The organism is Micromonospora sp. CA-111912 (assembly GCF_050948415.1).
In the GTDB taxonomy this organism is placed as follows: Bacteria; Actinomycetota; Actinomycetes; order Mycobacteriales; family Micromonosporaceae; genus Micromonospora.
Window position 1 is genome coordinate 91,656 of the sequence record NZ_CP192007.1, and the last position, 19,275, is coordinate 110,930.

17 protein-coding genes and 1 tRNA gene are annotated in these 19,275 nt (G+C 72.1%); 10 read left to right on the forward strand and 8 right to left on the reverse strand.

Features of this window, described 5'->3' with window-relative positions:
• Positions 1 to 99: 99 nt before the first annotated feature.
• Positions 100 to 507 carry a hypothetical protein gene (locus tag ACQPZO_RS00395; RefSeq protein ID WP_405115009.1) on the forward strand — a complete coding sequence of 136 codons (408 nt, stop codon included), beginning with the start codon at positions 100 to 102 and terminating at the stop codon, positions 505 to 507.
• Here ACQPZO_RS00395 and ACQPZO_RS00400 read toward each other — a convergent pair.
• From ACQPZO_RS00400 to ACQPZO_RS00415, 4 genes are all read right to left on the reverse strand, one after another.
• Complete coding sequence (locus tag ACQPZO_RS00400; protein ID WP_433345967.1) at positions 475 to 1,077, reverse strand: hypothetical protein; 603 nt, start codon at positions 1,075 to 1,077, stop codon at positions 475 to 477. The two genes, ACQPZO_RS00395 and ACQPZO_RS00400, sit on opposite strands and share 33 nt — an antisense overlap.
• A 486-nt stretch (positions 1,078 to 1,563) precedes the next feature.
• Positions 1,564 to 2,370: a WecB/TagA/CpsF family glycosyltransferase gene (locus ACQPZO_RS00405; protein WP_433345970.1), complete on the reverse strand. Its 807-nt coding sequence runs from the start codon at positions 2,368 to 2,370 to the stop codon at positions 1,564 to 1,566.
• The gene (locus ACQPZO_RS00410; protein ID WP_433345972.1) at positions 2,367 to 3,440 is read right to left on the reverse strand and encodes an NAD-dependent epimerase/dehydratase family protein; all 1,074 of its coding nucleotides are present in this window, start codon (positions 3,438 to 3,440) and stop codon (positions 2,367 to 2,369) included. Before ACQPZO_RS00410 ends, ACQPZO_RS00405 begins: the two co-directional genes overlap by 4 nt.
• A gap of 127 nt (positions 3,441 to 3,567) precedes the next feature.
• Positions 3,568 to 3,653: transfer RNA gene (locus ACQPZO_RS00415), tRNA-Leu, on the reverse strand.
• Between the two features lie 206 nt (positions 3,654 to 3,859).
• Here ACQPZO_RS00415 and ACQPZO_RS00420 point away from each other — a divergent pair.
• From ACQPZO_RS00420 to pknB, 7 genes are all read left to right on the forward strand, one after another.
• Complete coding sequence (locus ACQPZO_RS00420; RefSeq protein WP_161688773.1) at positions 3,860 to 4,663, forward strand: FhaA domain-containing protein; 804 nt, start codon at positions 3,860 to 3,862, stop codon at positions 4,661 to 4,663.
• Positions 4,664 to 4,669: 6 nt separating this feature from the next.
• On the forward strand, positions 4,670 to 5,158 hold the full coding sequence (locus tag ACQPZO_RS00425; protein WP_433345975.1) for an FHA domain-containing protein FhaB/FipA: 489 nt from the start codon (positions 4,670 to 4,672) through the stop codon (positions 5,156 to 5,158).
• Positions 5,155 to 6,600 (forward strand): PP2C family protein-serine/threonine phosphatase, encoded by a 1,446-nt coding sequence (locus ACQPZO_RS00430; RefSeq protein WP_433345977.1) that lies wholly within the window; start codon positions 5,155 to 5,157, stop codon positions 6,598 to 6,600. Before ACQPZO_RS00425 ends, ACQPZO_RS00430 begins: the two co-directional genes overlap by 4 nt.
• A 94-nt stretch (positions 6,601 to 6,694) precedes the next feature.
• Positions 6,695 to 8,122, forward strand: coding sequence for an FtsW/RodA/SpoVE family cell cycle protein (locus ACQPZO_RS00435; protein ID WP_433351391.1), 1,428 nt, complete (start codon positions 6,695 to 6,697; stop codon positions 8,120 to 8,122).
• Positions 8,119 to 9,624 (forward strand): peptidoglycan D,D-transpeptidase FtsI family protein, encoded by a 1,506-nt coding sequence (locus tag ACQPZO_RS00440; RefSeq protein ID WP_433345979.1) that lies wholly within the window; start codon positions 8,119 to 8,121, stop codon positions 9,622 to 9,624. Before ACQPZO_RS00435 ends, ACQPZO_RS00440 begins: the two co-directional genes overlap by 4 nt.
• Before the next feature lies 1 nt (position 9,625).
• Positions 9,626 to 11,083: a protein kinase domain-containing protein gene (locus ACQPZO_RS00445; protein ID WP_433345981.1), complete on the forward strand. Its 1,458-nt coding sequence runs from the start codon at positions 9,626 to 9,628 to the stop codon at positions 11,081 to 11,083.
• Positions 11,080 to 12,891: a Stk1 family PASTA domain-containing Ser/Thr kinase gene (gene pknB, locus ACQPZO_RS00450; protein ID WP_433345983.1), complete on the forward strand. Its 1,812-nt coding sequence runs from the start codon at positions 11,080 to 11,082 to the stop codon at positions 12,889 to 12,891. The genes ACQPZO_RS00445 and pknB overlap by 4 nt, the downstream gene beginning before the upstream one ends.
• 140 nt (positions 12,892 to 13,031) lie before the next feature.
• On the opposite strand, the gene ACQPZO_RS00455 is transcribed toward pknB, so the two are convergent.
• The 4 genes from ACQPZO_RS00455 to ACQPZO_RS00470 are packed head-to-tail and all read right to left on the reverse strand — an operon-like array spanning position 13,032 to position 16,153.
• Positions 13,032 to 13,682, reverse strand: a complete 651-nt coding sequence (locus ACQPZO_RS00455; RefSeq protein ID WP_433345985.1) for an aminodeoxychorismate/anthranilate synthase component II — start codon at positions 13,680 to 13,682, stop codon at positions 13,032 to 13,034.
• A gap of 4 nt (positions 13,683 to 13,686) precedes the next feature.
• The gene (locus ACQPZO_RS00460) at positions 13,687 to 13,974 is read right to left on the reverse strand and encodes a hypothetical protein (RefSeq protein WP_433345987.1); all 288 of its coding nucleotides are present in this window, start codon (positions 13,972 to 13,974) and stop codon (positions 13,687 to 13,689) included.
• A gap of 2 nt (positions 13,975 to 13,976) precedes the next feature.
• The gene (locus tag ACQPZO_RS00465; RefSeq protein ID WP_433345989.1) at positions 13,977 to 15,350 is read right to left on the reverse strand and encodes a class E sortase; all 1,374 of its coding nucleotides are present in this window, start codon (positions 15,348 to 15,350) and stop codon (positions 13,977 to 13,979) included.
• Positions 15,347 to 16,153 carry a DUF881 domain-containing protein gene (locus ACQPZO_RS00470; protein ID WP_433345991.1) on the reverse strand — a complete coding sequence of 269 codons (807 nt, stop codon included), beginning with the start codon at positions 16,151 to 16,153 and terminating at the stop codon, positions 15,347 to 15,349. The genes ACQPZO_RS00465 and ACQPZO_RS00470 overlap by 4 nt, the downstream gene beginning before the upstream one ends.
• A 230-nt stretch (positions 16,154 to 16,383) precedes the next feature.
• On the opposite strand from ACQPZO_RS00470, the gene ACQPZO_RS00475 reads away from it, so the two are divergent.
• Both ACQPZO_RS00475 and ACQPZO_RS00480 read left to right on the forward strand, forming a co-directional pair.
• Positions 16,384 to 16,647 carry a cell division protein CrgA gene (locus tag ACQPZO_RS00475; protein WP_350880366.1) on the forward strand — a complete coding sequence of 88 codons (264 nt, stop codon included), beginning with the start codon at positions 16,384 to 16,386 and terminating at the stop codon, positions 16,645 to 16,647.
• Positions 16,648 to 16,950: 303 nt separating this feature from the next.
• On the forward strand, positions 16,951 to 19,146 hold the full coding sequence (locus ACQPZO_RS00480; RefSeq protein ID WP_433345993.1) for a (Fe-S)-binding protein: 2,196 nt from the start codon (positions 16,951 to 16,953) through the stop codon (positions 19,144 to 19,146).
• Positions 19,147 to 19,275: the final 129 nt, after the last annotated feature.

The window sequence follows — 19,275 nt, forward strand, 5'->3', positions numbered from 1 at the left end:
ACCCGTCGCCACCCCCGCCCCGGTTCGTTGTACCCCTCGGTACGGCGCTGGTCGACAACCCGGCGCACGGATCGGCAACCGAGCGAGGCAGGCGAGACGATGACGACGATCGGGTCAGAGAACCTCACCAACGGTCCGGGCAAACCGGAGCGGTTCGGCGGCAAGTACCGCGGGGCCCGCCGGGACACCGTGCTGACAGAGGTGGTCTCCACCGACACCGACTTCGGTGGCCGGGAAGGCGGGGCGCCGGCCCCCGAGCAGGCCGGGCCGCCGCTGTCGCTGCCCTCGCTGGACCCGAACCCGCTCACCGAGCCGTCGTTCCCGCCGGCCGGCTGGCCGACCGGGTCGGCCGAGTCCCTGGCCGACCACCCGTTGCTGCGCGGCCTGCTGCTGGAGCTGCCGCCGAAGGGGAGCGTGCCCCCGCCCGGCTGGATGGACCGCTGGTTCGAGGCGACCCGGGCGATCCTGGAGTTGCTATACGTACAGGGGACCGGCCACCCGCGGTGACGCCGGCTGCTGTTGGGGCAGCGCCCGCTCGGCCAGCCGGCTGTGGCGCAGCGCGTGTCGTACCCCGATGGCGGCGACACCCAGCGCGCCGACGGTGACTGCGGCCCCGGTCGTGCCGGGCCCGGCGAAGACGTCCAGGCCGCTGGCCGAGAGCACACCCGGGACGGTGGCCAGGCCGGTGACCTGGAGCGGCAGGCCGACGAGCGGATGGGCGGCGGCGGCCCGCAGGCCGTGCGGGGCTGGGGCGTGCGGTGCCGTGGCGAGGGCACCCGCGCCGGTCCGCAGCCGGCGGATCCGCCGGGCGGCGCAGACCGCGACGAGCAACGCGGGTGGGGCCGCCAGCGCGAGCCCGGCGGCGGCCCGGTCCACCGTGCCGGCGCCGGAGCTCTGCAACCCGGCCGCCAGCACGCCCGCCGTCAGGCCGAGGCCGGTCAGGGTCAGGGCGAGCACCCAGCCGGTACGCCGGTGCAGTGCCCGGGCGCGGTCCAGCCGGGGCAGCCGGTCGGCGAGGACCCCTGCGGCCAGCCAGACGCCGGCGACCGGCAGCAGAACGACGAGATGCTTATCCACGGCCCAAGCGTTGCCGAATCCGACCCCGGGCGGATCCGGGCCGTTCCCGGGTTCGACCCGAAGCCTGGTCCCCTAGGGGGCGGGGTCCTGCGGGAGACCTCCTGATTCCGTCCGCCCCCTGTGGAGCTGCCCCGTCTGCGCGGGCGGAGCCGTTAGCATGTGGCCGGTGCGGCAGCCAGTGGATCGTGAACCGGTGATCCTCCAGGTCGCCACCGAGCAGCTCTGGCCGGTCATCGAGCGGCTGGGCCAGCTCGTTCCAGGAGGAGAACCCGGGGGCGGCGCGGTTCTGGCGGGCGGTCGCCGCCTCCGTCGGGACGGGTTGGCGGGAGGAACACCGGCCGGTGCCGGGCAAGCCCCAGCTCCCGCCCGACACCTGGCTGCTGCTCGACGTTCCCACCTCGGCCTGACCGCTGGGGGCGGTGGCGTGGACGGGGCAGCTCCACAGGGCCCAAACCGCGCCCGCCTGCGGTCCGAGGACGAAGCCGATCAGACCGCGAAGGTGGCCGGACGCTCGGCGGCCGGGGTGGGCGGCTTCGCCTTCCACAGGCCGGTTTTCTGCGCCGCCAGCCGGCCCAGGTAGGCCGGGTTGAGGATGACGTACCGGCGCCAGAGCCGCTTCGGCTCCAGGCCGAGCCGCCAGAACCATTCCAGGCCGGCCCGCTGCATCCACGGCGGCGGCTTGCGGAGCAGGCCGGCGTGGTAGTCGAAGGCCGCCCCGACCGCCATCAGCGGCATGTCCAGCAGGGGCCGCATGGCGTACGCCCAGACCTCCTGGCGGGGGCAGCCCAGCCCGACCAGGACGAGCCGGGCACCGCTGGCCCTGATCCGGTCGGCGATCTCGACGTCCTCGCCCGGCTGTGCGGCCCGGAACTTCGACGGCTCCACCCCGGCGATCTTCAGGGCCGGGAACATCCGCTCCAGCTCCGGGATCAGCCGGCCCAGGGTGTCCTCCGTCGAGCCGTAGAGGTAGACCGGCAGGCCCTCCTCGGCGAACCGGCGCAGCACGTGCAGGGTCAACAGCGGGCCGTAGACCCGGTCGGCCAGGCCGGCGTGGTGCAGCAGGTTCAGCGCCCAGCGCACCGGCTGACCGTCAGGGGTGACCACGTCGAACGAGTTGAGCCGGGCGTTGTGCGCCGGGTCGAGCACGCCGGTCATCACGCCGTGCACGGCGAGCGCGGTCAGCGCCAGCGGCCGGCGCTCGCGCGCTGCGGCCACCACCCGCTCGGTCGCGCCGGCGTAGTCGGTGGCGTCGACCAGGACGCCGAGTACGTTGCGCTTGCTGTCGACGGTCATGCGCCCGGAACCCACTTGTCCACGTTGGCCTCGTGGATCTCCCGCATGATCATCGGGACGTCGTAGACCTGCTTCCAGCCCGGGTAGTCGGCCTGGAACGCCTCGTTCGAGCCGATCCACCACTTGTGGTCGCCGATCCGGTTCGCCTCGACGTACTCGGTGACCATCTCCTGGCCGGAAATCTGCTCGGCCAGGGCGAACGCCTCCCGGTTGGAGGTGTTGGAGTGCCGCCCGCCGCCGAGGTTGTAGACGGCCGCCGAGCGCGGGTTGCGGAAGAACGCCTCGAACGCCGACACCACGTCCGAGCTGTGGATGGCGTCCCGCACCTGCTTGCCCTGGTAACCGAAGATCTTGTACGTCCGGCGCTCCATGTTCGCCCGCATCACGTACCCGAGGAAGCCGTGCAGCTCCGTCGCGGAGTGCGCCGGGCCGGTCAGCGTGCCGCCCCGGAAGCAGGCGGTCCGCATGTCGAAGTAGCGGCCGTACTCCTGCACCATCACGTCGGCGGCGACCTTGGACGCGCCGAAGACCGAGTGCAGGCAGGCGTCGATCGACATGTCCTCGCGGATGCCCTGCTCGTACGGGTGCCCCGGCTCGATCTCCCACCGGGTCTCCAACTCGACCAGGGGGAGGCTGTTGGGGCGGTCGCCGTACACCTTGTTGGTGGAGCAGTGGATCACCGGCGCCTCGACGCAGTGCTCGCGGACGTTCTGCAGCACGTTGAGGGTGCCGCCGGCGTTGACGTCGAAGTCGGTGAACGGGTCCCGGACCGCCCAGTCGTGCGACGGCTGTGCGGCGGTGTGGATCACCACGGCGATGTCGCGGCCGTACCGGGCGAAGAGTGTCGCCAGCGAGTCGCGGTCCCGGATGTCGATGCTGTGGTGGGAGTACGCCCCGCCCAGCTCCTCGGTCAGCCGCCGGACGTTCCACGCGGTCGACGCCTCGGCGCCGAAGAACTCCTGCCGCATGTCGTTGTCGATTCCGACGACGTCGAGACCGAGGCCGGCGAAGTGCCGGACCGCCTCGGAACCGATCAAGCCGCCCGACCCGGTCACCAACGCGACACTCACACGCCACTCCTGGTCCATAGGAGGCAGGGAAACGATCGGAGCATAGCGTGACGTCCGGCACCGGCCGGACGCGCCGCAGGCCCCCGCAACGACTCGAGGGCCCCGCATCGCTGCGGAGCCCTCGATCTGGTGGGGAAGGGGGGAGTTGAACCCCCACGTCCTTTCGGACACACGGACCTGAACCGTGCGCGTCTGCCATTCCGCCACTTCCCCGTGGCTGACCGGGAAAACTGTAGCTTGCCCCGGCTCCGCCGTTGTCAGCGGCCCGGCACATCCTACGGTCTTTCCGACCCTGGCCACGACCGGTTACCGTTCGTGGCGGACGAAACTGTAGCACGAGGGCACCGGCCCGCCCGAGCGGGCCGGCAGCGGGCGGCCGAGCGGCGTGTGAGCTGCACGCGCGCCGGCCGGATACCATCATGTCCTCGGGACCCGAGGAGGAGCCGGTGAGCGTGCTGCAACGCTTTGAGAAGCGTTTGGAAGGCCTGGTCGAGGGAGCCTTCGCCAAGGTCTTCAAAGGGGTGGTTCACCCTGTGGAGATCCTCAACGCCATGCAGCGGGAGGCCGAGGCGCACAAGGCGATCCTGGCCGGTGGGCGAACGTTGGTGCCCAACCGCTACGTGATCGATCTCTCGCCCTACGACCACAGCCGTCTGGCGCCGTACGCCGCCGCGCTGGCCCAGGAACTGGCCCAGTCGCAGGCGGAGTTCATCGGCGAGCAGGCCTGGACGGTCTACGGCGACGTGATCGTCGAAATCGAGCGCGGCGAGGGCCTCGACACCGGGATGTTCCGGGTCACCGCCGAGGTCTACACCGGCGGCGACGTCGCCCCGGTCTCCGCGCCCGGCTACGACCAGGGCGGTTACGACCAGGGCCCGCCCGCCTACCCGGCGTACGACCAGGGCGGCGGCTACGGCCCCCCGCCGGGGCACGGCGGCGGGCGCAACGTCCGGCTGGTCTCCGGAGACGGCCGCACCTATCCGCTCCAGATGGGCTCGACGGTGATCGGCCGCGGCGACCAGGCCAACCTGCGCCTGCCGGACGTCGGCATCTCCCGGCGACACGCCCGGCTGGACTTCGACGGTGGTCAGGTTGTGCTGACCGATCTCGGGTCGACCAACGGCACCATGGTCAACGGCCAGCGGGTCTCCGCCGTCGCCCTCAACCCGGGCGACATGATCCAGCTCGGCACCACCACCCTGACCTTCCGCGTGGACGGCTGATCCGCCTTGCCGGAACTCGTCATCACCGTCGCCCGGTTCGGGTTCCTCATCCTGCTGTGGATCTTCGTGTTCACGGTGGTCGGCGTCATCCGCCGGGACCTGTTCGCAGGTGCCCGTTCGGGTCGGCTGGTGGCCGCGCCACGGGCGGTGGGAGCCTCGACCGGGCAGCCACCGGCCAAGCCGGCGAAGGTGAAGCGGGGCCGGGCCGCGCACCAGCTGGTGGTGACCGCCGGGCAGCTCGCGGGCACCCGGATAACCCTGGGTGAATCGCAGATCACCATCGGTCGGGCCGAGGATTCGACCCTGGTCATCACCGACGACTACGCCTCCGCGCGACACGCCCGACTCGTGCCGCGTGACGGGCAATGGTTTGTCGAGGACCTCGGATCGACTAACGGCACCTACCTGGATCGCGCTAAGGTCACCGGACCAACCCCCGTCCCCCTCGGCGTGCCGATCCGTATCGGCCGCACCTCTCTCGAATTACGGCCATGACTCTGACCCTGCGCTATGCGGCCCACAGCGACCGCGGTCTGATCCGAGACGGTAACCAGGACTCCGTCTACGCCGGACCGCGGCTTCTCGCCGTCGCCGACGGCATGGGCGGCATGGCCGCCGGTGACGTCGCCAGCAACATCGTCATCGGTGCCATGGAGCCGCTCGACCAGGACGTCCCCGGTGACGCCCTGGTCGACGCGTTGCGCTCAGCCGTGGGCACCGCCAACCAGCAGCTCCGCGACACAGTGGACGCCAACCCGCAGCTGGAGGGGATGGGCACCACGCTGACCGCGACCCTCTTCTCCGGCACCAAGCTGGGCATGGTCCACATCGGTGACTCGCGGGCCTACCTCCTGCGCAACGGCGAGTTCGCGCAGATCACCAAGGACGACACCTACGTCCAGATGCTCGTCGACGAGGGCCGGATCAGCGCCGAGGAGGCGAGCAGCCACCCCCAGCGCTCGTTGCTCACCCGGGCGCTCGACGGCCGTGACATCGACCCGGAGTACAGCGTCCGTCAGGTGCTGCCCGGCGACCGCTACCTGATCTGCAGCGACGGCCTCTCCGGCGTCGTCAGTGCGGAGACGATCGGCGACACCCTGCGCGAGTACACCGACCCGCAGCAGTGCGTCGAACGGCTGGTGCAGCTCGCGCTGCGTGGCGGCGGCCCGGACAACATCACGGTGATCATCGCCGACGCCACCGCCCATGACATCGTCGAGGCGAGCCCGATCGTCGGTGGCGCCGCCGCCCGCGACCGGGGCATGGCCACCTCCGCCGACATCTCCACGCCCGCCGCGCGCGCCTCGGCGCTGTCCGCGCCCCGGCCGCCCGCACCCGAGGAGCCGGCCGAGGAGGACGACGACCGCCCGAAGCGTCGCCCGCTGCGGACCACCGCGATGCTCCTCGGCCTCGTGGTCATCCTCGGTGGCGTGCTCTTCGCCAGTTGGAGCTACACCCAGCGGCAGTACTACGTCGGCGCCACAGACCAGGGCGACGTGGCCGTGTTCCGGGGCGTCCAGGGGCAGATCGCCGGCCTGGACCTCTCGGCCGTGCACTCCACCAGCCCCGCCCGGCTGGACGACCTCACCCTGGCGGCGCAGGAGCAGGTCAAGCAGGGCATCCCGGCCAAGAACGAGCCGGACGCCGAACGCCGGCTGGCCGAGCTGACCAGTGACGACCCGGCCAACCCGAACCTCAAGCCGATCTGCCCGGCGGGCCCGACGGCGACGACGGATCCGGCCAGCCCGGGCCCGGCGACCCCCACCCCCGGGGCGAGCCCTACCGCGGTCGCCAGCGGCGAACCCGCCAGGCCGGGCGGCACGGCGACGCCATCAGCCGCAGCCACCCCGACGTCCTCGCCCACCACGACACCCGACGCTCCGCCCTCCGACACGGCCACGCCGGCCGAACCCGCCGGCTGCCGATCGCCCGAGTGAGTGTCGGTCTGAGAAAATCCGAGGACCATCCGTGACCGCAGCGGCCGTACCGGCAGCCTCGCCCGCCACGACGGGCGAGCAGTCCGGCGTACGCATGGCCAGGTCGCGACGCAACGCCGAACTGTCCCTGCTGCTGCTGGCCCTGGTGATCGTGGCCGCGTACGGCGCGACGGTCGAGGCGACCGTGCTCGACACGGTCACCCCGGACTTCTGGGTCCCGACCGCCGTGCTGGCGGGCGTCTTCCTCGCCCTGCACGTGGTCATCCGGTTCCTCGCGCCGTTCGCGGACCCGGCCCTGTTGCCGGCGGTGGCCCTGCTCAACGGGATCGGGGTGGGCTTCCTACGCCGGCTCGACCTGGCCAAGGCCACCCCCGGGGATCGGGAGTCGCTGGCGATCTTCGCCGGCAACGGCGGCCGGCAGTTCGCCTGGACGCTCGCGTCGGTGTTCCTCGCCGCCGTCCTGCTCGCGTTGATGCGCGACCACCGGTCGATCTCGCGGTACGCGTACACCCTGGGCCTCGCCGGCATCGTGCTGGTGATGATCCCGGCGGTGCTGCCGGCGAAGTACTCCGAGATCTACGGCGCGAAGCTGTGGATCCGCATCGGCGGCTTCAGCATCCAGCCCGGCGAGTTCGCCAAGCTGGCGCTGCTCGTCTTCTTCGCCTACTACCTGGTGCGCAAGCGCGAGGTGCTGTCGTTGGCCAGTCACCGGGTGCTCGGCATCGACTTCCCGCGCGGGCGGGACCTCGGCCCGGTGCTCGCGGTGTGGGTGCTGAGCGTGCTGGTGCTCGTCTTCGAGAAGGACCTGGGCACCTCGCTGCTCTACTTCGGCATGTTCGTGGTGACCCTCTACATCGCCACCGAACGGGTGAGCTGGCTGCTCATCGGCCTGATCCTGTTCTTCGGCGGGGCTTATCTGGCGTATGTGCTGGGTGGCGTGATCGGCGGGCCGTTCGCGAACTTCCACCTGCGCGCCGAGATCTGGCTGGACCCGTTCGCCGACCCGTACGAGGACGGCTACCAACTGGTGCAGGGCCTGCTGGCGCTCGGCAGCGGCGGCCTGTTCGGCGCCGGGCCGGGCGGCGGGCAGCCGCTGGAGATCCCCGAGGTGCAGAACGACTTCATCTTCGCCGGCATCGGCGAGGAGATCGGCCTGTTCGGGCTCTCCGCGCTGCTGGTGGTCTACCTGCTGATCGTGGAGCGGGGGCTGCGGGCCGCGCTGGCGGTACGGGACTCGTTCGGCAAACTGCTGGCCGGTGGCCTGGCCTTCACCCTCGGCCTCCAGGTGTTCGTGATCGTGGGCGGGATCAGCAAGCTGATCCCGCTGACGGGTCAGACCACCCCCTTCCTGTCCGCCGGTGGCTCGTCGCTGATGGCGAACTGGCTGCTCATCGCGGTGCTGCTGCGGGTCTCCGACGGCGCGCGCCGTCCGCTGGCCGGGGCCGGCGGCTCCGCGGCCCGACCCGGGGGTGGCCCGCCCGAGCAACTGCACGGTGCCCCCACGGAGGTGATCCGGCCGTGAACGCACCCCTGCGCCGCGTTGGCGTCGTCGCGATGGTCCTGTTCGGTCTGCTCTTCGCGAACCTGAACTGGATCCAGGCATACAAGGCGGACGAGTACCGCAGCAGCGACTACAACGGCCGGGTCCAGGTGGCCGAGTACGAGCGCAAGCGCGGCAACATCGAGGCCGGCGGCACCGCCCTGGCCACCAGCAAGGAGACCGGCGGCAAGCTGCGGTTCCTGCGGACCTACCCCGGCGGGGAGAAGTACGCACACGTCCTCGGCTACAAGCCGGTCAACCTCGGCGACACCGGCATCGAGCGGGTGGAGAACGACTTCCTCGCCGGCACCAGCGACGCGTTGATCGCCAACCGGATCAAGGACATGTTCACCGGCGACGAGACCGGCGGCGGCAACGTCCTGCTCACCCTCTCCAAGCGGGCCCAGGACGCGGCGTACAACGGGCTGGCCGACAACGAGGTCGGGGCGAAGAAGGGCGCGGCGATCGCGTTCGACCCCCGTACCGGTGCGGTGCAGGCGCTGGTCTCCATGCCCAGCTTCAACCCGAACCCGCTGGTCAGCCACGACAGCAACGAGGCGACGGCGGCGTACAACAAGCTGGACAACGCTCCGAACGGCCCGCTGAAGAACCGGGCACTGGCGGAGGTGTTGCCCCCGGGGTCCACCTTCAAGATCGTGGTGGCCGCCGCCGCCCTGGAGAACGGCGTCGGCAAGAACACCGAGATCCCCGCCGGCGCCAGCTGGACCCCGCCGACCTCGGGCACCCCGATCCGCAACGCCGCGCCGTCGATCTGCCCCGAGGACCAGGTCACCCTCCTCGACGCGGTCACCGAGTCCTGCAACACGGGCTTCGCCCAGCTCGGCGTCAAGCTCGGTGCCGACAAGGTGAAGGAGAAGGCCCGCCAGTTCGGCTTCGAGCAGGACGACCTCACGGTCGGTCAGCTCGGCGAGGACGGGCTGCCGACGGCGGCCAGCCGCACCGGAACGATGCAGGCCCCCGACGGCGCCACCGACCCGGCGGCCCTGGCGCAGTCCTCCATCGGGCAGCGCGACGTGAGGATGACCCCGCTCCAGGGGGCGCTGATCGCCGGGGCGGTCGCCAACGGCGGCAGCCAGATGCGGCCATACCTGGTTCGGCAGCTGCTCGCCCCGGACCGCACCACCAGCTACTACACCGCCAAGCCGCGGGAGCTGCGCCAGCCGGTCAGCGGCCCCGTCGCGTCGGACCTGCGCGACATGATGGTCAGCGTGGTGGAGAACGGCAGCGGCCGCAAGGCGAAGATCGACGGCTACCGGGTCGGCGGCAAGACGGGCACCGCCCAGTCCGGCCCGCAGACTCCCGACCACGGCTGGTTCATCGGCTTCGCGTTCGACAAGAACGGCAACCCGGTCTCCGCGGTCTGCGTGATGCTGGAGGAGGCGGGCGCCGGCGGCAGCGCCGAGGCGGCCCGGATCGCCGGCAAGATCATGCAGGCGGCGATCGCCGACCCCGGGGGCCGCTGACATGCTCAGCCCCGGCGTCCAGCTCGGCAACCGCTACCGCCTCGACGAGCGGATCGCCAGCGGCGGCATGGGCGACGTGTGGCGCGGCACCGACCAGGTGCTGGGCCGGACGGTCGCGGTGAAGAGCCTGCTTCCGGCGCTGCTGGACGAGCCGGGCTTCGCCGAGCGGTTCCGTGGCGAGGCGCGCACCATGGCCACCATCAACCACCCCGGCGTGGTCGACGTCTACGACTTCGGCAGCGACCAGCACATCGCCTTCCTGGTGATGGAGTACGTCGAGGGCGACGCCCTCTCCTCCACGCTCGGCCGGGTCGGCCGGCTCACCCCGGCCCGCACCATGGCGCTGCTCGCCCAGGCGGCCGACGCGCTGCACGCGGCGCACTGCAAGGGCATCGTGCACCGCGACGTCAAGCCGGGCAACCTGCTCGTCCGGCCGAACGGGACGCTGGTGCTGACGGACTTCGGCATCGCCCGCTCCGAGCTGGTCGGGCAGCTCACCGCAGCCGGCTCGGTGCTCGGCACCGCGTCCTACATCTCCCCCGAGCAGGCCACCGGCGCGGTCGCCACGCCCGCCTCCGACGTGTATGCCCTCGGCGTGGTCGCATACCAGTGCCTCGCCGGACGGCGGCCCTTCGAGGGCGACAATCCGCTCGAGATCGCCATGAGGCACGTCCGGGACGCCCCCCGGCCGCTGCCCGGCGACATCCCGCCGTCGGTGCGGGCGATCGTCGAACGGGCGATGGCCAAGGACCCGACCGCCCGCTGGCCCAGCGCCGCAGCCCTGGCCGGGGTGGCCCGGCAGGCGAAGCTCGCGCTCGGCCAGCAGTCTCGCACCGCCGGGCACCTCGGCCAGATCTCCGCCGCGCCGGCGTCCCCGGCGGCCCCGCTGGCCCGCGCCCAGGTGCCGCCCGCCACACGCCAGCCGCCCCGTCCGCCCGCGGTGGCGCAGCGGCCGGTCCCGACGTCCGCGCCGCCGCAGCCCCGGCCGCCGGCCGCCGTACCCCGGCCGCCGGTCGTCCACCAGCCGCGCCCGCCGGTCACCCACCAGCAGGCGCAGCCTCCGGCGGCCGTTTCCCGTCCGCCGGTCGCCACCCCGCCGGCCTACCCGCGCGGTGCCGCGGCCGTGCCACCGGCCCCGGTTCGGCAGGCCGGCCCGATCGGGTACGCGCGGCAGCCCGGCCCACCGCCGGCCCCGCCGCAGCGGTCCAGTTCAGGGGTGGTCCTGCTGTTCATCGTGCTGGCCGTAGTGGTCCTGCTCTGCTCCGGCGTGATTTCCTACAACTTTCGGAAGAACGCGGCGGCCGGTGATCCCGGCGTCCTCGGCATCCGGGCCGTGTCCTCCGGTGCGTCGGCGGCCGGCGAGGGCGACGAATCCTCCCGGACGCCGTACCGTCGGGTGGAACGGCTCCTGCCGGGTGGCGGCGAGACGACGACGAGCGAAGGACGACAGACGCGATGACAGCGCAGGCCCGCCTGCTCGGTGGCAGGTACCAGGTCGGCGAGCTGCTCGGCTACGGCGGCATGGCCGAGGTGCACCGCGGCCGTGACCTCCGGCTCGGTCGGGACGTCGCGATCAAGATGCTCCGGGCCGACCTGGCGCGGGACGACACGTTCCAGATGCGGTTCCGTCGGGAGGCGCAGAACGCCGCCTCGCTCAACCACCCGGCGATCGTGGCCGTGTACGACACCGGCGAGGAGACCGGGCAGACCGGCGAGACGCTGCCGTTCATCGTGATGGAGTTCGTCAACGGGCGGACCCTCAAGGAGCTCCTCGGCGTCGAGGGGCGCCTCCAGCCGCGCCGGGCGCTGGAGATCTGTGCCGACATGTGCGCCGCGCTGGAGTTCAGCCACCGGCACGGCATCATCCACCGGGACATCAAGCCCGGCAACGTGATGCTCACCCAGACCGGCCAGGTCAAGGTGATGGACTTCGGCATCGCCCGGGCCCTGGCCTCCGGCGTCACCTCGATGACCCAGACCAGCGCGGTCATCGGCACGGCGCAGTATCTCTCCCCGGAGCAGGCGCGCGGCGAGGCCGTCGACGCCAGATCCGACGTGTACGCGGCCGGCTGCGTGCTCTTCGAGCTGGTCTGTGGCCACCCGCCGTTCGTCGGGGACAGCCCGGTCAGCGTGGCGTACCAGCACGTCCGGGAGGCACCGCCGATCCCCAGCGACATCAACCCGGATGTCACCCCCGCGATCGACGCGATCGTGCTGAAGGCGTTGTCGAAGAACCCGCTCAACCGGTACCAGAGCGCCGGCGAGATGCGGGCCGACCTGCTCCGGGCGGCGGCCGGCCGGCCGGTGATGGCCACCCCCGTGATGCAGGAGGCCGAGACCGCTCCCATGGCGGCCGCCGGGTCCGGGTACCCGACCCAGGTCGTCGGCGGCGCGGCCACCCGGCAGCAGCCGCCGGCCCGGGTCGGCGACCCCCGGCAGCGCAAGGCCTCCTCCTGGGTGATCGCCACCTTCGCCGCGCTCGGCGTGCTCGCCGTGATCGCCCTGGTTGCCGGCATCCTGCTGAACCAGAGCGGCTCCGAGAAGGTCGGCGTCCCCGACCTGGCGGGCCAGACCAAGGACGCCGCGGTCGCCGCGATCGAGGGAGCCGGTTTGGTCCCCACCGTCGGCGACCCGGTCTTCGACAAAACCTGCAAGAAGGACACGGTCGTCAAGCAGGAGCCGTCGGCGAGCACCGAGCTGGAGAAGGGCGAGGGGGTCACCATCCAGCTCTGCGGCGGCAAGCCGGAGGTGGCGATCCCGCGCGCCCTGGTCGGCTCCCCGTTCAAGAACGTCGAGCAGCAGCTCAAGGGGCTGAACCTTCAGGTGATCAAGAAGTTGGTGAGCAGCGAGGCCGCCGAGGGGAACGTGACGGAGGTCGACCCGCCCTCCGGGACCATGGTCGCCGAGGACACCAAGGTGACGGTGACGGTCTCCAAGGGCAACATCCGTGAGGTGCCGAACGTCGTCGGCTCCTCGGCGGAGAACGCGAAGCGGGAGTTGGAGCGGGCCGGCTACGTGGTGAAGATTGTCGACGGTGACGAGGTGCCGGCCGACCAGGCCGGCAAGGTGTCCGGCCAGAACCCGCGGGGGGGCACGAGTCTCGAGAAGGGCAAGCGGGTGACCATCGAGGTGGACATCCCCGAACCCAGCCCGGAGCCCACCGAGCCGACCGGGACGCCGCCGCCCAGCAGTCCGACCCCGTCGGCGGGCGGTGGCGGCGGCGGGCAGCCGTTCCCGACCCCACCGATCCGGCTCCCCGAGCGGTGACCCCCGAGCCCGGCCCCTCCGAGGGGCCGGGCTCGTCGTTTCCGGCCTCCGAGGCGGTGCGAACGTGGCCGGTCGACCTTCGAGGCGGTGCGAACGTGGCCGGTCGACCTTCGAGGCGGCGCGAACGCGGCCGGTTGACGTCAGGCGGCGGCGAACGCCGAGCGGCGGCGGGCGTCGACCTCGGCGGCCAGCTCCGGCGCGCGCTCCAGCGCCTCCGGGTGGCCGCATGTGGCCAGCCAGTTGGCCAGCATCAGGTGGCCGCCCTCGGTGAGCACCGACTCCGGGTGGAACTGGACGCCCTCGATCGGCAGCGTCCGGTGCCGCATCGCCATCACCACGCCGGAACCCGTCCAGCCGGTGACCTCGAGCTCGTCGGGCAGCGTCTCGGGCAGCACGGTGAGCGAGTGGTACCGGGTGGCGGTGAACGGGTCCGGCAGCCCGGCCAGCACCCCCACCGAGTGGTGTCGCACCTCGGACGTCTTGCCGTGCAGCAGCTCGGGGGCGCGGGCCACGGTCGCCCCGAACGCCTCGCCGATCGCCTGATGGCCCAGGCAGACCCCGAAGATCGGCAGTTCGCCCGCGTACCGGCGGATGACGTCGAGGCAGATGCCCGCCCGGTCCGGGCTGCCCGGTCCCGGGGAGAGCAGGACGCCGGCCGCGCCGACCCGGCCCACCTCCTCGACGTCGATCTCGTCGTTGCGCCGCACGTCGCAGTCGACGCCGAGTTGGCCGAGGTACTGCACGAGGTTGAAGACGAACGAGTCGTAGTTGTCGATCACCAGGACGCGCATCGACTCACCTGTTCGGGGTGGGGGGCGGGGTGTTGTTCTGGTCGGTGTTGTACGGCAGGTCGTGCTCGTCACCGGGCGGGGCGCTCCCGTCCACGCCCGGCTCGCCGCCCGGCTCGCCGCCCGGCTCGCCGGAGTCCTGCGTGACCTGCACGTCGTCGAAGGGGAGCAGCGGCTCCGCCCACGGGAAGACCACGTACCACAGCAGGGCGACCGTCGCGGTGGCGAGCAGCAGCGAACCGGCCAGCTTGCCGGGCAGCCCCAGCGGCAGCCTGCGCCAGATCCAGCCGTACATCGTCAGGCCCCCAGCTCCGCCGGCCGGCCGGCCGACTTGGCCTCGGTGCGGTCCAGTTCGGCGTGGATGATCAGGCGTTGGTAGTTGTCGAACTTCGGGTTGCAGGTGGTGAGGCTCAGCAGCTTCTTCGTCGGCTTGGCGTCCGGTTCCATCGGCACCGGGGCGACGACCTCGACCTGGTTCGGCTTGACGATCCGGGACTTGTAGACCTTGTAGACGTACCAGTTGGTCTTGCCCTCGACCACGATGGCGTCGCCGCTGTTCAGCTCGTCCAGCCGCCAGAACGTGGCCCGGTTGCGGTGGCCGGCGACGGCGAAGTTGCCCACCTCGCCCGGCATGGCGCTGTCCGGGTAGTGGCCGGGGGCGTACCGGATGTCCCCCTGGGTGACGCCCTCGACCACCACCCAGTTCTTGTCGAGCTTCGGGATGTAGAGCCCGGCGAGGGGCTTGCCGTGCACCGGCGGTTTCGGCTTCGCGGAGGCGGTGGCGGTGGGGGCCACGGTCGGGTCGCCGCTCGCGCCCCAGGCCTGGGCGAGCTGGCGGTCGAGGTCGTTCTGGTGGGCGTCGACGATGGCCGACTTGCCCCACACCTCGTACCCGGCGAAGAGGAGCACCACGAGGCCGAAGGTGATCAGCACCTCGCCGGTGACCCGTACCCCGGTCCGCAGCCGGGTCCAGATGGACGGCCGGGTCAGCTCGGAGTAGACGCTCTTGTAGCCCTCGCCGGTCTGCTCGGCCCGGAGCTGGACCACCCGCTCGCCACGGCGCGGTCGGGGCGGCTCGGCCGGATCGGCGTCGGCTCCGCCCGGGTCGTCGCTCTCCGGCATGCGGGGCACGGCGCCCATCAGCGCGGTCGAGTCCAGGGCTGGGCCGGGAACCGATGGCCGGCCGGGCGGCACCGACGGGAGGAAGGCGGTGGGGGCCTCGGCGGCGGACGCCGGTCGGCTCGTGGGCCCGAACTCGGGGCGACCCCCGGAGGGCCGCCCGTACGTCTCCCGGGCGGCCTGGTCGGCGGGCCGCCCGTATGGCGGGAGGCCCGTTCCGTCGGCGGCCCGGGGGGGACCGGGTCGCTGGGGCGCACCCGTCGGGGGCCTGCCCGTGGACCCGGGGGCGCGGGCCGGGGGGCGGTTCGCGGCGGGTGCGGGCCGGGCGGGCGGCGTGTCCACCGGCTTCGGCCGGGTGCCGGGCGCCGCCGGATCGCCGCCCCGGGAGGCCGTCGAGCGGGGCGGCAGCACCGGGTCGGGCCAGGGGCCAGCCTGGCCGGGTCGCTCCGACGGGCTCGGGCCGGGGCGGTCGACCGGGGGGAGGAAGTCGGTCGCCTCCTCGTCCCGGCCGGGGTGCCGGCCGTCCCAGTGGCCGTCGGGCGTCCGGCTCACCTGGGCACCTTGGCAGCGCGCAGGGCTGTCGAGTCCTCGAAGGCCGGCACGGTGACTGTCGAGACCGTCTCCCGGTACCCGAGGTGGAAGTCGTCGACCACGCCCTTGAACACCCGGACTCCCTCGGAGGCGGCGAGGGCCTGCTGGAGGGCAGCTGGATCGCCGATTGCCACGATCTTGAACGGTGGGGAGTACACCCGGCCGTGCAGCAGCAGGGTGTTACCCACGCAGCGTACCGCGCTGGTGGCGAGCACGCGGACGTTCATGATTGACATGGCCTCCGCGCCGCCGGCCCACAGCGCATTCACCACGGCCTGGACATCCTGCTGGTGGACGACCAGGTCGTCGTTGCTGGCACCCTCGGGCAGCCCCTGCTCCGGGCGGCGCGGCGCGTCGTCCAGCTCCACGGCGACGCCGGTCCCGCGCAGCGCGGTGAACCCGGCGGCCTGACGGCTGGCGGCGGCGCGGTCCCGCTGGTCCCTGATCGGGCCGTCGGAGTCGGCGAGGGCGGCGGTCTCGTCCTCGACCTCGCCACGCAGCCGGGCGGCCCGCAGCTCGCTCGTCGCGACCTGCTCCCGGCGGTCCTCGATGAGCTGCGTGAGCTGGGGGCGGCGGTCCTCGCGCAGGGCGGTGCCCCCAGCGGTCGTCGCGGTGGTGGTGAAGAGCAGCCCGGCCGCGGCGGCGATCAGCGGCACCCCGATCGACCAGCCCGGCCGTCGCTGGCGTGGGCGTCGGGGCAGGAGGGCGATGACCGCCCGCCGGAGGACCTTCCGCCAGGAGGCGGCGCCGGATGTGTACTCCACCGACCGTTCCTTCCGCGTCGTCTGGTGTCAGCCCGCCACGACGCGGACCGGTGCGGGTACCCGAACAGTCCCGCCCTTTTCGGTCACTCGGCGCATCGGCCTGACCCCATTCATGGCCTGGACGGGCCTTCGGGACTACGCTAGCTGTCGAAACATTATTGGCCATGGACCGTCGCCCCCGTGCCCGGTTGTCAGGCCGGACGAGGTCGTCACCCCCTCTGGAGAGCGTCGTGCCCAAGTCTCAGGTCCGCAAGAAGAAGGTGTACACCCCGCCGACGGACGTGCGTCCGACGGCGACGGCGGCGACGCGCAAGCCTAGCCCGGTCTGGCTGCCGATCACGGCGGTTGCGCTGATCGTCGCCGGCATCGGCTGGCTGGTGATCTACTACCTCTCCGAGCAGGCGTACCCGGTCATGTCGTGGGGTTACTGGAACCTCGCGGTGGGCTTCGGCGCGATGGTCGGATCCCTGGTGCTGCTCTCCCGCTGGCGCTGACCACGCCGGGCGTCGGCCCGGCGCGTCGTCCTCGGTGGTGGACACGACCCACGTCACCTCGCTGCACCCTGCCCGGCGCTTCGGCGCCGGGCACCCTATGGTGTCCGCAGGGCGGCGTGGCCCCCAGGTGCGAGATGACTCACGTTACTGCTGGGTAACCTTGCGCGTAGGCTGCACTGCATGACCGAGCGGAGCGAGGTCATCGACCGGTCCGGTCGGTGTGCGGGGGCGGCGTAACGCCGGTCACGCACCCGACCCGGTCGCCGAGCCGCTCGACAGGCAGCAGACCGGGAGGCCAACTCGATGGGCAGCGTCCAGATCGTCACCACGATCCTCGCGGTCGCCATCACCGCCGTGGCGGTGTGGCTTGCGGTGCGTGCCGTCATGAAGATGGTGGCAGTGATCCGGTTGGGTCAGCCCGATCCGGAGCGGTTCACCGACAGGGCCACCCGCACGAAGACGATGCTGGTGGAGACCGCCGGCCACACGCGGATGCTCCGGTGGGGCGTGGTGGGCGCCGCGCACTGGTTCGTGATGGTCGGCTTCATCGTGCTGTCGCTGCTGGTGCTGGAGGCGTACTTCGAGGTCGTATCCCCGACCGGCGGCCTGCCGCTGATCGGTGGCCTGGCGGTCTACGGCCTGGTCACCGAGCTGATCGCGGTGCTCGGCGTGGTCGGCATCCTGGTGCTGATCGCGATCCGGGTCCGCAACCGGCCGACCCGGCCGGGCGGGCGGTCCCGGTTCACCGGCTCGACCATGTGGCAGGGCTACTTCGTCGAGGCCGTGGTCCTCGCGGTGCTGATCATGGGCTTCGTCATCCGGGGCTTCAAGGTCGCCACCGACCACTTCGAGTACCCGGTCTGGGCCACCCCGGTCAGTCACGCCGTCGGCTCGCTGCTGCCCGACTGGGAGGCCGGCGTCAGCATCGCCGCCGTCATCAAGATCGCCATCTCGATGACCTGGCTGATCGTCATCGCGCTCAACGTGACCATGGGCGTCGCCTGGCACCGCTTCCTGGCGTTCTTCAACATCTTCTTCAAGCGCAACCCGGGTCAGGCCGGCTCCGGGCTCGGCGCGCTGCGGCCGATGATGAGCGAGGGCAAGCCGCTCGACTTCGAGGAGGCCGACCCCGAGTCCGACCAGTTCGGCGTCGCCCAGGTCGAGCAGTTCACCTGGAAGGGCCTGCTCGACTTCAGCACCTGCACCGAGTGCGGCCGGTGCCAGTCGCAGTGCCCGGCCTGGAACACCGGCAAGCCGCTGTCGCCGAAGCTGCTGGTGCTGAGCCTGCGCGACCATGCGTACGCCAAGGCGCCGTACCTGCTGGCCGGCGGCGGCAAGGACCTGACCGGCGAGGAGAAGGCCACCGCCGCGCAGCTCGCCCACATGGACGTGCTGGCGCTCGCCGAGGCCGAGAAGCCGCTGATCGGCGGGGCCGAGGACGGCGGCATCATCGACCCCGACGTGCTCTGGTCCTGCACCACCTGCGGAGCGTGCGTCGAGCAGTGCCCGGTCGACATCGAGCACGTCGACCACATCGTCGACATGCGCCGCTACCAGGTGTTGATCGAGTCGAGCTTCCCGTCGGAAGCCGGCGTGATGCTGCGCAACCTGGAGAACAAGGGCAACCCGTGGGGCGCGCCGCAGAACACCCGGGAGGACTGGACCAAGGGCCTCGGCTTCGAGGTGCCCCGGGTCGGCGAGGTCGAGGACTTCGAGTACCTGTTCTGGGTCGGCTGCGCGGGCGCGTTCGAGGACCGGGCCAAGAAGACCACCCGGGCGGTCGCCACGCTGCTCAACGAGGCCGGCGTCAGCTTCGCCATCCTCGGCGAGGGCGAGACCTGCACCGGCGACCCGGCCCGCCGGATCGGCAACGAGTTCGTCTTCCAGATGCTCGCCCAACAGAACGTGGAGACCTTGAACGAGGCCTTCGAGGGCCGGGAGAAGAACAAGCGCAAGATCGTCGCTACCTGCCCGCACTGCTTCAACACCCTGGGCAACGAGTACGGGCAGCTCGGCGGCGAGTTCGAGGTGGTGCACCACACCCAGCTCCTGGCCCACCTGGTCAGCACCGGCAAGCTCACCCCCGTCCAGCCCGTCGACGGTGGCGTCACCTACCACGACCCCTGCTACCTGGGCCGGCACAACCGGGTCTTCGCCCCGCCGCGCGAGGTTCTCGACAGCTCCATCGCCGGCGAGGTCACCGAGATGCCGCGCAACAGCGAGCGCTCCTTCTGCTGCGGTGCCGGCGGCGCCCGGATGTGGATGGAGGAGAAGATCGGCAAGCGGATCAACGTGGACCGGGTCGAGGAGGCCATGGCCACCGGGGCCAAGACCATCGCGGTCGGCTGCCCGTTCTGCTCGACGATGCTGAACGACGGCGTGAACGGCAAGGGCGCCGGCGAGCAGGTCGAAGTCGTCGACGTCGCCAGCGTGCTGCTCCGCTCGGTCAAGCCGGCGGACGCCGCCGGCGCGAAGGAGACCGCGCCGGCCGGTAGCTGACGGCGACGCCCCGGGCGCGGGCGGACGGCGGACAGGTCACGGTGGACGGCGACGCCCCGGGCGACGACGGGCCGGCGGCGACTGCGCGTGGTCGTGTGCGACGCGGCCGGTCGTGGAACAATCGCGCCG

Bases quoted from the DNA above. Each gene is read 5' to 3' on its own strand.
- ACQPZO_RS00445 (WP_433345981.1), top strand. From the start codon at position 9,626: ATGCTCAGCCCCGGCGTCCAGCTCGGCAACCGCTACCGCCTCGACGAG.
- ACQPZO_RS00480 (WP_433345993.1), top strand. From the start codon at position 16,951: ATGGGCAGCGTCCAGATCGTCACCACGATCCTCGCGGTCGCCATCACC.
- ACQPZO_RS00430 (WP_433345977.1), top strand. From the start codon at position 5,155: ATGACTCTGACCCTGCGCTATGCGGCCCACAGCGACCGCGGTCTGATC.
- ACQPZO_RS00435 (WP_433351391.1), top strand. From the start codon at position 6,695: ATGGCCAGGTCGCGACGCAACGCCGAACTGTCCCTGCTGCTGCTGGCC.
- ACQPZO_RS00455 (WP_433345985.1), bottom strand. From the start codon at position 13,682: ATGCGCGTCCTGGTGATCGACAACTACGACTCGTTCGTCTTCAACCTC.
- ACQPZO_RS00420 (WP_161688773.1), top strand. From the start codon at position 3,860: ATGTCCTCGGGACCCGAGGAGGAGCCGGTGAGCGTGCTGCAACGCTTT.
- ACQPZO_RS00395 (WP_405115009.1), top strand. From the start codon at position 100: ATGACGACGATCGGGTCAGAGAACCTCACCAACGGTCCGGGCAAACCG.
- ACQPZO_RS00405 (WP_433345970.1), bottom strand. From the start codon at position 2,370: ATGACCGTCGACAGCAAGCGCAACGTACTCGGCGTCCTGGTCGACGCC.
- pknB (WP_433345983.1), top strand. From the start codon at position 11,080: ATGACAGCGCAGGCCCGCCTGCTCGGTGGCAGGTACCAGGTCGGCGAG.
- ACQPZO_RS00460 (WP_433345987.1), bottom strand. From the start codon at position 13,974: ATGTACGGCTGGATCTGGCGCAGGCTGCCGCTGGGGCTGCCCGGCAAG.